Consider the following 11115-nt stretch of genomic DNA (forward strand, 5'->3'; position numbering starts at 1 on the left):
CGGACGGTTAAGCGTTCACTAACCATTGGGATCGAAACCGGGGGTTGCGACGCCACCCCTCCGGCGGCGCGACTCGGATGGGAAGCCATGGCCCCGGGATACGTGATCGCGACCGCTCTGGAGACGGCCGGACTGATCACGCTCGCCTTCGGATTGCTGCTGCTGCGGGCCGAGCGGAGCGCCAAGGCCGCGGAGCTGAAAGGGTTCCTGCGCTCCGGCCACCCGGTCCGGCAGGCGCCGCGCAGCCTTCCCGTCCCGCCGCCTCCCGTCCGGGAGCAGGTCGCGCCCGCAGCCTCCGACGACGCGCCGAAAGCCCCGTCGGAAGCGCGCGACGCCCTGCGCCGGGCCTACCCGGACATGCCCGAAACCCGTCCGGCGGTGCCCGCGGCGGCGTGAGGGCCGGGTCCCGAGGCAGAGGTCGCGAGGGAAAGGTCCGCGAGGGAAGGGGTCAGCGCAGGAGCGCGCCGAGGCCGCTGCCGCACAGGACTACGACGGCGAGCGTCATGATGAACTTCAGGTCTTCGATCCGCTCGCTCATCGCATCCTCGTCCGCAACGCCCCCGCGTCATGCGGGACGGGATCGAAGGTCGCGGATCCGGCGGCGTTCCGCAGTGTGAATCGTCACGATCCGCCCGGTTTCACAGACAATCCCCACATCAGCGTTGACGCGGTGTTAACGCTTCGCCGAGATGGGCCGCGCCGTTAACGCGAATCACCGTCATGGCGGGGAACCTTCGCGGTTCCGGGCCGTTTCGCTTCAGGTCTCAACAACCGATTCGCCTTCCCAAGGCCGACACGGCCCGCCTTCTCCCGAGAAGGCGGGCCGTTTCGCGAGCGGCCTGCTCGGCCCGCGCCCGCGCGGTCTGGTATTGTTCAGCTGCGTGCGGTTAGGGGGGTCTGTCCACGCGGAGTCGCCCATGCGCAACCTTCTCCTCCTCCTCATCCTGATCGCGGCAGGCTTCGTCCTCGTCGCCATGTACGTGGCGCCCTCGCAGCCGCAATTGCGCGCGTGGTACCGCGACAATGCCTGCGTCCATCTCGACAAGGTCAGCCCGCAGATCTGCGCGCCGATCCGCCAGGCCGAGGGCGCCTAGGGAGCCCGACGAACCCTGCGCCGCCTCCTCGACTGGCTCTTCCGCGACCGGCGCACGGGCCGGATCACCGTCGCGCAATGGCCGAACCTGCCGCTCTGGCTCTTCGCCGGGTCGAGCGCGGCGGCGCATCTCCTCGGGCCGGACGGGGCAGGCGGCGCCACGCTGCGCCTCGTCGCGGCCGCCTGCCTCGCGGTCTGGGCCGGCGACGAGGTGCTGCGCGGCGTCAATCCCTGGCGGCGCCTGCTCGGGGCGGGCGTGCTCGCGGGAGGCGCCTTCGTCCTGTTCCGGACGGTGTGATCCCCGTCCGGCCTGCGGAGCGCGCGATCAAGGAAAGTTGATCGCGCGCAACCCATTGACCGGAGCGTTCATCGCGGGCACGCGTGCAACCCTGGCGTCAGGGAAGATCGGGGGATCACGATGACGGATGCGGGCGCCATGCCCAGGCTGTCCCTACCGGCCGCCGTCTCGGAGCGGGAGCGGGTGCTCCGCCGCATCGCCGAGACGCTCGAACTGTCGCTCGTCGACCTCTACGAGGCGGGCGCAGCCGCCTGCGGCAGCGAGCCGTCCAAGGCGGAATGCGCGGCCCTGATCTCCGCCTTCCACCGCATCTCCGATCCCGACCTGCGCCGGCGCTGCCTCGCCCTGGTCCAGGCCTTCAGCGAGGTCTGAGCGGGTCCCGGCTCACAGGTCGGCGGAGCGCCGGGACAATTCCCCCCTCAGGCTGCGGGCGGCTTCGAGCAGCGCGGCGTCGCGGCGCTGGCGCGGGCGGGGCACGTCAATCCGCACCTCCGCCGCGACCCGCCCCGGGCTGCCGGCGAGGACGACGACCCGGTCGGCGAGGGTGACCGCCTCGTCGATGTCGTGGGTGACGAACAGGACCGTCTTGCCGGTCTGCGCCTTGATCCGCTGCAGCTCGTCCTGGAGCCCCTCGCGGGTGAAGCTGTCGAGGGCCGAGAACGGCTCGTCCATCAGCAGGACGTCCGGCTCGACCGCGAGCGCCCGGGCGATGGCGACGCGCTGGCGCTGGCCGCCGGAGAGCTGGTGCGGCCAGCGCCGCGCGAGGTCGCCGAGGCCGACGAGGGCCAGCATCTCGGCGGCCCTGGCGCGGCGCTCCGCCTTCGAGAGGCCCGAGCCTTCGAGGCCGAAGGCGACGTTGTCGATCACCCGCCGCCAGGGCAGGAGCCGCGCATCCTGGAACACGAGGGCCATCGGCGTGCGGCAGCCGGGCCTCGTGTCGAGCCGGACCTTGCCGGAGCTCGGCCGGGCGAGGCCGATCAGCACCCGCAGGAGCGTCGACTTGCCGACACCGGACTCGCCGACGATCACCAGGAACTCGCCCCGCGCGATGCTGAGGTCGAGATTCGACAGGATGACGTTGCGCTGCCCCCCGCGCTCGTAGGCGAGGCTCAGGGCCCGGATGTCGATGATCGCGTCGCCCATCGCCGTCACGCCCGCCAGCGCAGGAGCCAGCCCTGCAGCGCCACGAAGGCGGAATCGAAGAGGCCGTAGAGGGCGGCCATGGTGAGCATGTAGACGACCACGATGTCGGTGGAGAGGAGGCTCGACGCCTGCATCATGCGCTGGCCGACGCCGGGCACGCCGAAGATCTCGGCGGCCACCACCGCCATCCAGGCTTGGCCGAGCGCCGTGCGCAGGCCGACGAGGATGCCGGGGGTGGCGGCGGGGAGCAGGATCTTGGCGAGCCGCGCCAGGGGCGAGCGGAAGCCGAAGGCCTGCGCCACCTCGATCAGGTCGCGGTCGACGCCCCGCACCGCCCCTTGCGTCGCGAAGAACACGATCCAGAACACGCCGATCGCGATGATGAACACGGCGGCCGAGGGCTGCACCCCGAACCAGATGATCGCGAAGGGCACCCAGGCGAGGCCGGGGATCGGGCGCAGCAGCCGCACGATCCAGGCGGTGAAGGCCTCGAAGCTGCGCGACATGCCGCTGAGGAGCCCGAGGCCGACGCCGGCCCCCGCCCCCGCGGCGAGGCCCGCCACGTAGTGGCTCAGGCTCGACAGCACCGCCTCCGGCCAGATCCCGAGGGAGACCTCGCGCAGGAAGGCGGGCGGGATCGTGCTCGGCGGCGGCAGGAAGGCGGGGTTGATCAGCCCGAGCCGGGGCATCGCCTCCCAGAACAGCAGGAAGGCGGCGAGGCCGGCGGCGGCGAGCAGGGTCGAGCGGACCAGACTCATGGCTTGCGCGTCGGGGCGGGCTTCGGGGAGGGCGCCGGGCGCCGGGTCAGCGCCGCGTCGCCTTCTCGTAGAAGCTCGACACGAACAGGCCGTCGACGGGGATGTCCTTGTCGAGGGTGCCGATGCTGACCTGATAGGCCTGCATCTTCTTCGTCGCCTCGATGATGGCCCGCGGGTCCGCCGTGAAGCGGGAGGCGGGGGAGGTGAGCGCCTTCTGGATCGTGGCGACGTCGGTGATGCCCTTGCCGAGCGCCTGCTCGACGGGCACGGCCGCGCGGGCGGGATCCGTCTTGAGCAGCTCGGTCGCCTTGACCACGGCCTTGACGAGCCCCTCGACGGCCTGCGGGTTCTTGTCCGCGAAGGCGCCGAACACGCCGACGACGGTGCCCGGCTGGTCGGGGAACATCTCGCCCCCCGTCGCCACGAGCTTCATGGCCGGGTTGCGGGTCTGCACGATGGTCAGCGCCGGCTCGCGGATCGAGGCGCCGTCGACGGCGCCGGCGAGCAGCGCCTGCTGGGTCGCGTCGATGCCCATCGCCACGATCTCGGCATCGGCCTTGTCGGTCTTGGTGACCTGCCAGAGCCAGTGCTGCAGGGTCGTGTTCGGCACCGAGCCCGGGGGCTGCGTCGCGAGGCGGGCGGCGCGGCCCTCCTTGGCGCGGAAGGCCTTGAACGCCTCGGCCTTGCTCGCCCCGTCCTGGAAGTAGGGGGCGAGCTTGGGGCCGGCGACGAAGACCATCTCCTCGATCGCGGTCGCGGCGACGACGCGCACGTCGATGTTCTTCGAGCGGGCGACGGCGAGGGGCGCGATGCCGGCGACGTAGACGTCGATCGTGCCCGAGGCCAGCGCCTGGATCATGTTCGGGCCGGATTCGAAGGTGGTGAAGCTCGGCGCGAGGCCCGCCTCCTTGAGCCAGCCCTCGCCGTTCGCCACGAAGACGGGGGCGGCGCCGACGACCGGGATCACGCCGATGCGCACGGGGACGGGGGTGTTCTGCGCGAGGGCCGGGCCGGCGACGAGGAGGGCGGCGGCCGTGAGGCATGCCTTGAGGACCGGGAGGAGGCGCATGCGGTGATCCGGACGGGGAATAGGGTCGTCCCCATGCCACAGGCGGGCAAAACTTCAAATACCATTGTGGCCGCGTGAATTCCCTGCCCGGTCCCGGGAGCGGCCCGTCTGCTACATCCAAAGGTTGTTTGATGGTGTAGCCGCAACCCGAACGGGTCGGCCCCCGTTTCAGGCGCCTCTTCAGCTCCGGACGCGGCAGTCTTGACAGTGGGATCACCAGATCAAAGACCATGCACCGCACATCTGAACCCGCAGAGCGATTCGCCTGTGCAATGTCCGTCGAGATGATCCGCGCGGATCATCTCGGCCAAGCCCGCCGGAAGCGAGGGGATGGCGGGCGTGAGCGCCCGGGCCGCGTCGGCTTCCCGCAGGGCAGGGCCGGCCCGTTCCTCGGCAAGGACGTGGGCAAGGACAAGGCGACAGGGTGATCGTTCTCGCAAGCTTCCTGTGCCTCGCGGCGGGCGTCGCCCTCGCGGCGGCCTCGCTCCGGTATCCGGCCCGCGCGCCGGCCCTGGAGCGGTGGAGCGGGGTGTGCCTCGTCGCCGGGCTGGCGCTGCTCGGCGCCGGGCTTCAGCTTCAGCGCTGAGAGCCGAGGAACACGGCCAAGCCGGCCGCCGTTGTCCACCGGCCGCCGCACGCGGCCCACGATCCTCCGAGATCACGAGACATCCAGGGAGTCATGCCATGAGCCTCATCGGCAGCATCGTCAGCAAGATCCTGCACCCGTTCGGCGGAGGTTCGGCGGAGGCCGCGGGCGCCCCGAGCGCCCCGGCCGGCGGTTCGAGCGCGCCGGCCTCCGGGTCGAGCGCGCCCGCCTCGACGGCGACGACCGGCGGCGGCGGCGGCGCGGCGGCGCCGGCCGGCGGCCCGGTCGACGTCGAGGCCGTCCTCAACGATCTGGCCTCCAAGAACGCGCAGAAGCTGAACTGGCGCACCTCCATCGTCGACCTGATGAAGCTGCTCGACCTCGATTCGAGCCTTCACGCCCGCCAGCAGCTCGCCGACGAGCTGCACTATTCGGGCGACAAGAACGACTCGGCCTCGATGAACATCTGGCTGCACAAGCAGGTCATCAAGAAGCTGGAGGAGAACGGCGGCAAGGTCCCGGCCGACCTCAAGGACTGAGCGCGGCGCCCGCGTCTCGACCTCCGATCCCGGGCCCGCCCGGGATCGCCCCCGCGGTCGCAGGGGCCGCCGGGCCGGACCGGCTCAGCCTTCGGCTTCCGCCGCGCAGAGCCGCTCGACCGCGCGCAGATACGCCTTCGCGTCGATTTTCTTCAGCGAGTTCTCGCTCTGGTAGCGCACGGTGCCGAAGATCCGGCGCCGGGCCCAGGGCCGGTCGTGCAGGCCGTAGACCCAGGCCACGTTGGTGAAGGAATTCGGGTCGCGGCCGTCGAGGAAGTAGCGGTTGTTGAGCCGCAGCGTCCGCGCGAAGCCCTCCTCGGGGGAGGGGGACCATTCGAGGATCTTCTTGCCCCAGTACATGCGCAGGTGGTTGTGCATGTAGCCCGTCACCCGCATCTCGGCCTGCGCCGCGTTCCAGTAGACGTCGTGCGTGCGCCCCTCCGCGAGCTCCTCCTCGGTGTAGGTCCGGGGGCGCGGGTCGCCGGCCTGCTCGGCCAGCGTCCTGCGCGCCCATTCGGGGACCGCGTGCGCGTAGGAATCGTAGCGCTCGGTGTAGAAGACGTGGTTCATCGCGAGTTCCCGGCGGACGATCAGCTCCTCCAGGTAGGAACGCTTGTCCTCCGCGGTGCCCGCCTTCGCCGCGCGCACCGCGAGCGCGATCTCGACGGGCGAGATCTGCCCGAAATGCAGGTAGGGGCTCATATGCGAGGCTGCCCCCGCTTCCGGCCGGTTCCGGTCGGTGCCGTAGGCGGCGAAGGGCCCGGAGAGATAGGCCTTGAGGCGGGCCCGGGCCGCGTTCTCGCCGCCTCGGAAGCGGCGCACCGGCGCGACCGTGCGGTCGAGGCTCATCCCGGCGAGGACCCGGTCCGGGTCGGACATGTCGATCGCGCTCGCCCCATCGATCGCGCTCGCCACCTCGAGACCGTCCGCGCGGACGGCGACCGTCCGGGCGCGCAGGGGCTCGAGATAGGTCTCCCAGACCTTGTGAAGCTTCGGCCGCAGGGTGCGGGCGCCGTATTCGTGCTTGCCCGAGGCCACCTCGACGGGCACCACCACGTCGCCCTCGACCTGCAGGATCCGGGTGTCGACGGCGCCCACGATCTCCCCGTACCAGCGCTTCTGGATCGCGAGATAGCCCCGGTCGAGGACGAGGAGGGCGGCCTTGGCGGCCAGTTCGATCGCGATCTCGGCGGGCGAGGCCTTGCGCATCACGAAGGCGATGCCGCGCGCCTCCAGCCCCGCCTTCAGGTCGGCGAGGCCCTGCAGGAGGAAGGCGTAGTGGCGGGCATTGGCCTCCGGGAAGCCGCTCGCCCCGTCGAGGAGGCCGAAACAGGCGACGACCGGCAGGCCCAGCCGATTCGCCTCCTCGACCGCGAGTTCGAGCGCCGGGTTGAAGCGGGCGCGATTGGCCTGCTGCACGAGGTAGAGCACGTAGGCCCCGCCCGCCCTCGGCTCCGCATCCTTGAGAACCCGTACCCGCCCCGCCTGGATCGCCATGCCCGCCCCCGTCGCTTCCCGGACAAACTAGGGCGTGATGCCCGCCCGTCCCTAGGGCGCGCCGCATGGTCTCGGGGGTGGCCTCCCGAGTGCCCGCGAGCAGTCGGACCCCGCGGAATCTTCGCGGATGCGCAGCCTGATCGCGCCGGGACTTGCCGACGGGATCTCGAGACCCGGCGAAACCCTGCCTCCTCTCGATGCGACATTTTGAACACAGAGCCAGGGCAATGTGCGCGGGCGCACGACAAACGACAGTCTTGCTGCCCCAATCCCCTTGCAATCCGGCGCGCAAGGTTCAGATTGTGCATTGCGAGATCGCGATGGCGTCGCGGTCCCGCTGCCCTCCTTGGGCGTTTCCTCCCTAGACTTCGGGCCGCTCCTTCGGGAGTGGCCTTTTTTCTTTCAACCTGCGGTTTGCTGGTGCCGCCGCCGCTTCGGCGTACCCTGTCGGCATGGCCGACGAAGCACCGACCCCGGCAACACCCTCATCCTGCGCCTGATGCAGGGCGTGCGTCGCGACGTCCACGGGATGTCCGAGCGCGAGGCGCGGGTGATCGAACGCCTCGGGCGCATGAACCGGCGCCTCGACGACGTGCATATGCGGCTCGACGCGGCGGAGGCGGCGCGCCCGCCGGGGCCGTGAGGCTCAGCCCCGCGCCCGCGCCCGGATCATGAAGTTGTCGTAGGTGTACTCGGCCACCTGGAACCAGAGATACTCCTCGTTCCGGAAAGTCTTCATCGCCTCGTAGACCCGCTTGAAATCCGCGTTCCTGCCCGCGATCTCGCCGTAGACGTCGTTGGCGTGCTTGAGGGCCGCCTCCATCACGTCCTGCGGGAAGGGGCGCAGCTGCGCGCCGCCCGCCACGAGCCGGCGCAGCGCCCCCGGGTTGCGGGCGTCGTATTTCGCCTGGACCTCCGCGCCGACCTGGGCGGCCGCGCTCTGCAGCACCGCCCGGTAGGTCTTGGGCAGCCCCTTCCACTTCTCGGCATTGATCCAGAAATGCAGCATCGCGCCGCCCTCCCAGAAGCCGGGATAGTGGTAGATCGGCGCCACCTTCTGCAGGCCGAGCTTCTCGTCGTCGTAGGGGCCGATCCATTCGGCCGCGTCGAGCGCCTTCGATTCGAGGGCCGCGTAGATGTCGGGGCCGGCCGTCGCCTGCGGCTGCGCGCCGAACTTGGCGAGGACCTGCGCGCCGAGGCCGGCGATGCGGATCTTGAGGCCCTGGAGGTCGGCGGCCGTCTTGATCTCGCGTCGGAACCAGCCGCCCATCTGCGCCCCGGTATTGCCGCCGGGCAGGCTCATCAGCCCCTGCTTGGCGAAGACCTCGGAGAAGAGGTCGGCGGCGCCGCCCGCGTGCCACCACGCGTTCTGGCCGCGGGCGTTGAGACCGAAGGGCAGGGCGGTGGCGAGCGCGAAGGTCGGGTCCTTGGCCGCCGCGAGGGTCGCGGGGGCGTGCCCCATCTCGAGGCTGCCGGAGGCGACGGCGTCGATCAGGCCCTCGGCCGGCACCGCCTCGCCGACGGCGAGCGGCTTGATCTGGAAGCGCCCGTCCGTCGCCTCGCCGACCAGGCGGCCGAGCGTCTCGGAGGCGCCGAACAGGATGTCGAGGGTCTTCGGGTAGGCGGAGGCGACCCGCCAGCGCAGCTCCGGCGCGGCCTGCGCCAGGGCGGGCGCGGCGAGCGGGGCCGCCGCGGCTCCGCCGAGGCCGGCGAGCAGGGCGCGTCTCGGCAGGGAGGGCCGGGGCAGGTCTGAGGCCATGACGTCTCGCTCGAACTCGTCTCTCGGGTCGCAGGCCGGTCGGCCCGGCCGCCGTTCACGAACGGGGACGGCGCCGAAACGATCCCCGGCTCCGCCGCTGAAGCGATCCCCGGCTCCGCCGCCGAACCGATCCCCGGCTCCGCCGCTTCGGCCGCGCGGCCGAAGCCGCCCCTATCACGCCGGAGGCCCGCTCGAAACCGCGCCCGTCCCGTGCTACGGCGCGGGCGTGACGCCCGATCTCATCACCCTCCACACCGTCTGCGGCCTCGAAGAGCTCTCGGGCCACGCCGAGCGCGGCGTCAGCCACGTCCTGTCGCTCCTCGATCCCGGCACGGAGGAGCCCGAGATCTTCGGCCGCTTCCCCGCCCACCGGCGCACCACGCTGCGCTTCCACGATTGCCTCGGCCCGGGCGAGGGGCTGACCCCGCCCGAGCGCGACGACGTCGCCGCGATCCTCGCCTTCGGCGCGCAGACCGGCGGGGCGGCCCACCTCCTCGTCCACTGCCATTACGGCCTGTCGCGCTCGACCGCCGCACTCCTCGCCCTCTTCGCCCAGGCCGATCCGGGGGCCGGCGCCGGGGCGCTGGTGGCGCGGCTCCACGCCCTGCGCGAGCCCGCCTGGCCGAACGCCCGGATGATCGGCTTCGCGGACGACCTGCTCGGCCGCTCCGGCACCCTGAGCGAGGCGGTGCGGCGCCTGCACGCCCACCAGCTCACGGTGCGTCCCCACCTCGCCGACCTCCTGCGCGGCCTCGGCCGCGGGGCGGAGGTCGACGCCGCGCAGCGGGCGGGCTGAGGGCGCCCGCGCCCCCGCCCGGCCCGCGCCGGCCTGCTTGCCCGCGGGCCTCTACTTGCCCAGAGGCCTATTTGCCCGCGGGCGTGAAGGCGCCGTCCTTCCAGACGTAGAGCACGTAGCCCTGGGCGGTGACGTCGCCCTTGGCGTCGAAGCCGACCGAGCCGAGCACGAGGTCGAAGCGCTCCCGGTGGAGCGTCGCCGCGATGGTCCGCGCGTCGCTCGCATGGGCGAAGTTGCCGGCCGCCACCAGTGCCTGGAGGGCGGCGTAGCCGTAGATCGTGGAGCCTGTCGGGTCGACGCCGTCGGCCTTGAAGGCCTGGACCACGGTGGCCGCGGCGGGCTGGCGGCTCGGGTCGAGGTAGAAGGTCATCAGGACGCCGTTGCTCGCCGGCCCCGCGATCTTCGAGAATTCCTGCGTGGCGATGGCGGAGGTCCCGAACCATTGCGGGCGGAAGGCCCGCTCGGCCGAGATCCGGACGAGGCGGCCCATCTCGGCGGCGTCGCCCCCGTAATAGACGACGTCGATGCCCGCGCCCTTGAGCCGGTCGGCGAGCGCCGCATCGTCGGCGTCGCTCGGCGAGAAGGCCACCGACAGGGCCTCGTTGATGCCGATCCGGTTGAGGTTGTCCTTGGTGGCGGCGGCGAGCCCCCGGGAGGCCGGGGTGAGATCCTGGATGAGGGCGATCTTGCGGTCCCGGAAGCGCTCGGCGAGCACGGTGGCCGAGAGCCGGGCCTGGTCGTCGTCGCGCCCGCAGACCCGGAAGATCGTCGGAAGGCCGCGGTCGGTGAGCTTGGCGGCGACCGAGGCCGCGGTGATCATCACGATGCCGTTGGCCGCGTAGACCTCCGAGGCCGCGATCGAGGCGTTCGAGCAGACGTGGCCGACCACGAGGCCCACCTTCGACTGCACGAAGTGGTTGGCCACCGCCGTCGCCTTGTTGGAATCGCAGGCATCGTCCTGCACGTCGAGGACGATGGTCTCGCCGTCCAGCCCGCCCGCAGCGTTGGCGTCGCGGGCGGCCGCCTCGATGCCGCGCAGGACCTGCTCGCCGATCGCGACGTAGGCGCCGGAGCGCGGCACCGCGACCCCGACCACGATCTCCGCCGCGGCCGGGCACGCCCCGTGCGCGCAGAAGCCGGCCGCCGCGGCGAGCGAGAGGACAACGCGTCTGATGCTCATCGGGCCTCTTCTAGCACCCGGCGCCGCCCGCGAGCAGCCTCGGACGCTCCCCTTCGCGCGGGCCGGCGCAGCCCGGCTCACCTCACGCAGCGCCCCGCCTCCGGGGGAGGCCCCGGCGCCCGAGCGTCGCGTGAGAGGATCCGACACCCGACCGTCGTGGATCGACCCCGCCCGCGCAGCAAACGCCGCCCGCCCCCCGGAAGGCAAGGGGGGATTTGGTCGAAGGACCCGCGACGCCTGGGCTGCACGCCTGGGCTGCGAGGCCTGGGCTGCCACGCCCGGCCCGCGGCCGCCCTGGCTTTACCGTGTGTAGGCGTATGTGGCGGCGGCGGCGCTGATGGGGCCGGAGGCGGCGGAGAAGGCGGAGAGGACCTTCTGGACCTCGGTGAAGGGGGCG

General features: G+C 72.0%; 15 protein-coding genes. 9 read left to right on the forward strand and 6 right to left on the reverse strand.

The genetic code is table 11. The features are described from left to right. Window positions 1-87: 87 nt before the first annotated feature. From J2X36_RS11635 to J2X36_RS11650, 4 genes are all read left to right on the forward strand, one after another. Window positions 88-396, forward strand: a complete 309-nt coding sequence (locus J2X36_RS11635; protein ID WP_310349824.1) for a hypothetical protein — start codon at window positions 88-90, stop codon at window positions 394-396. Window positions 397-917: 521 nt separating this feature from the next. Beyond that, window positions 918-1094: a hypothetical protein gene (locus J2X36_RS11640; RefSeq protein ID WP_165937938.1), complete on the forward strand. Its 177-nt coding sequence runs from the start codon at window positions 918-920 to the stop codon at window positions 1092-1094. Window positions 1095-1109: 15 nt separating this feature from the next. Continuing rightward, complete coding sequence (locus tag J2X36_RS11645; RefSeq protein ID WP_132255767.1) at window positions 1110-1391, forward strand: hypothetical protein; 282 nt, start codon at window positions 1110-1112, stop codon at window positions 1389-1391. 138 nt (window positions 1392-1529) lie between these two features. Continuing rightward, on the forward strand, window positions 1530-1763 hold the full coding sequence (locus tag J2X36_RS11650; protein WP_310349826.1) for a hypothetical protein: 234 nt from the start codon (window positions 1530-1532) through the stop codon (window positions 1761-1763). 12 nt (window positions 1764-1775) lie between these two features. On the opposite strand, the gene J2X36_RS11655 is transcribed toward J2X36_RS11650, so the two are convergent. From J2X36_RS11655 to J2X36_RS11665, 3 genes are read right to left on the reverse strand one after another with little or no spacing between them, the layout of a single operon-like run. Further along, window positions 1776-2534 (reverse strand): ABC transporter ATP-binding protein, encoded by a 759-nt coding sequence (locus tag J2X36_RS11655; RefSeq protein WP_132255769.1) that lies wholly within the window; start codon window positions 2532-2534, stop codon window positions 1776-1778. A 5-nt stretch (window positions 2535-2539) separates the two neighbouring features. Next, the gene (locus J2X36_RS11660) at window positions 2540-3292 is read right to left on the reverse strand and encodes an ABC transporter permease (protein WP_132255770.1); all 753 of its coding nucleotides are present in this window, start codon (window positions 3290-3292) and stop codon (window positions 2540-2542) included. 46 nt (window positions 3293-3338) lie between these two features. Then, window positions 3339-4361, reverse strand: coding sequence for an ABC transporter substrate-binding protein (locus J2X36_RS11665; RefSeq protein WP_132255771.1), 1023 nt, complete (start codon window positions 4359-4361; stop codon window positions 3339-3341). 272 nt (window positions 4362-4633) lie between these two features. Here J2X36_RS11665 and J2X36_RS11670 point away from each other — a divergent pair, with 272 nt between their 5' ends. The 3 genes from J2X36_RS11670 (at window position 4634) to J2X36_RS11680 (ending at window position 5486) form a co-directional block, all read left to right on the forward strand. Further along, window positions 4634-4789, forward strand: a complete 156-nt coding sequence (locus J2X36_RS11670; protein WP_165937939.1) for a hypothetical protein — start codon at window positions 4634-4636, stop codon at window positions 4787-4789. After that, window positions 4786-4947 carry a hypothetical protein gene (locus tag J2X36_RS11675; RefSeq protein ID WP_165937940.1) on the forward strand — a complete coding sequence of 54 codons (162 nt, stop codon included), beginning with the start codon at window positions 4786-4788 and terminating at the stop codon, window positions 4945-4947. Before J2X36_RS11670 ends, J2X36_RS11675 begins: the two co-directional genes overlap by 4 nt. A 98-nt stretch (window positions 4948-5045) precedes the next feature. After that, entirely contained in the window at window positions 5046-5486 is a 441-nt protein-coding gene (locus J2X36_RS11680; RefSeq protein WP_310349830.1) for a DUF3597 domain-containing protein, read from the forward strand. An 84-nt stretch (window positions 5487-5570) separates the two neighbouring features. Here the strand turns inward: J2X36_RS11680 and J2X36_RS11685 are convergent, their stop codons facing one another. Further along, window positions 5571-6983 (reverse strand): deoxyribodipyrimidine photo-lyase, encoded by a 1413-nt coding sequence (locus J2X36_RS11685; protein WP_310349832.1) that lies wholly within the window; start codon window positions 6981-6983, stop codon window positions 5571-5573. A 508-nt stretch (window positions 6984-7491) separates the two neighbouring features. Here J2X36_RS11685 and J2X36_RS11690 point away from each other — a divergent pair. Further along, entirely contained in the window at window positions 7492-7626 is a 135-nt protein-coding gene (locus J2X36_RS11690) for a hypothetical protein (RefSeq protein ID WP_310349834.1), read from the forward strand. 3 nt (window positions 7627-7629) lie between these two features. Here the strand turns inward: J2X36_RS11690 and J2X36_RS11695 are convergent, their stop codons facing one another. Continuing rightward, window positions 7630-8742 carry a TRAP transporter substrate-binding protein DctP gene (locus tag J2X36_RS11695; RefSeq protein ID WP_310349835.1) on the reverse strand — a complete coding sequence of 371 codons (1113 nt, stop codon included), beginning with the start codon at window positions 8740-8742 and terminating at the stop codon, window positions 7630-7632. Between the two features lie 226 nt (window positions 8743-8968). Here J2X36_RS11695 and J2X36_RS11700 point away from each other — a divergent pair, with 226 nt between their 5' ends. Then, window positions 8969-9538, forward strand: coding sequence for a protein-tyrosine-phosphatase (locus J2X36_RS11700; protein WP_310349836.1), 570 nt, complete (start codon window positions 8969-8971; stop codon window positions 9536-9538). A gap of 67 nt (window positions 9539-9605) precedes the next feature. On the opposite strand, the gene J2X36_RS11705 is transcribed toward J2X36_RS11700, so the two are convergent. Next, complete coding sequence (locus J2X36_RS11705; protein WP_310349837.1) at window positions 9606-10718, reverse strand: branched-chain amino acid ABC transporter substrate-binding protein; 1113 nt, start codon at window positions 10716-10718, stop codon at window positions 9606-9608. Window positions 10719-11115: the final 397 nt, after the last annotated feature.

Origin of the sequence: Methylobacterium sp. BE186 (assembly GCF_031457035.1) — a bacterium.
In the GTDB taxonomy this organism is placed as follows: domain Bacteria; phylum Pseudomonadota; class Alphaproteobacteria; order Rhizobiales; family Beijerinckiaceae; genus Methylobacterium; species Methylobacterium segetis.

Coding starts and splice junctions, on each gene's coding strand:
- J2X36_RS11655 (WP_132255769.1), bottom strand. CDS start 2,534: ATGGGCGACGCGATCATCGACATCCGGGCCCTGAGCCTCGCCTACGAG.
- J2X36_RS11635 (WP_310349824.1), top strand. CDS start 88: ATGGCCCCGGGATACGTGATCGCGACCGCTCTGGAGACGGCCGGACTG.
- J2X36_RS11660 (WP_132255770.1), bottom strand. CDS start 3,292: ATGAGTCTGGTCCGCTCGACCCTGCTCGCCGCCGCCGGCCTCGCCGCC.
- J2X36_RS11695 (WP_310349835.1), bottom strand. CDS start 8,742: ATGGCCTCAGACCTGCCCCGGCCCTCCCTGCCGAGACGCGCCCTGCTC.
- J2X36_RS11650 (WP_310349826.1), top strand. CDS start 1,530: ATGCCCAGGCTGTCCCTACCGGCCGCCGTCTCGGAGCGGGAGCGGGTG.
- J2X36_RS11705 (WP_310349837.1), bottom strand. CDS start 10,718: ATGAGCATCAGACGCGTTGTCCTCTCGCTCGCCGCGGCGGCCGGCTTC.
- J2X36_RS11685 (WP_310349832.1), bottom strand. CDS start 6,983: ATGGCGATCCAGGCGGGGCGGGTACGGGTTCTCAAGGATGCGGAGCCG.
- J2X36_RS11640 (WP_165937938.1), top strand. CDS start 918: ATGCGCAACCTTCTCCTCCTCCTCATCCTGATCGCGGCAGGCTTCGTC.
- J2X36_RS11680 (WP_310349830.1), top strand. CDS start 5,046: ATGAGCCTCATCGGCAGCATCGTCAGCAAGATCCTGCACCCGTTCGGC.
- J2X36_RS11665 (WP_132255771.1), bottom strand. CDS start 4,361: ATGCGCCTCCTCCCGGTCCTCAAGGCATGCCTCACGGCCGCCGCCCTC.
- J2X36_RS11670 (WP_165937939.1), top strand. CDS start 4,634: ATGTCCGTCGAGATGATCCGCGCGGATCATCTCGGCCAAGCCCGCCGG.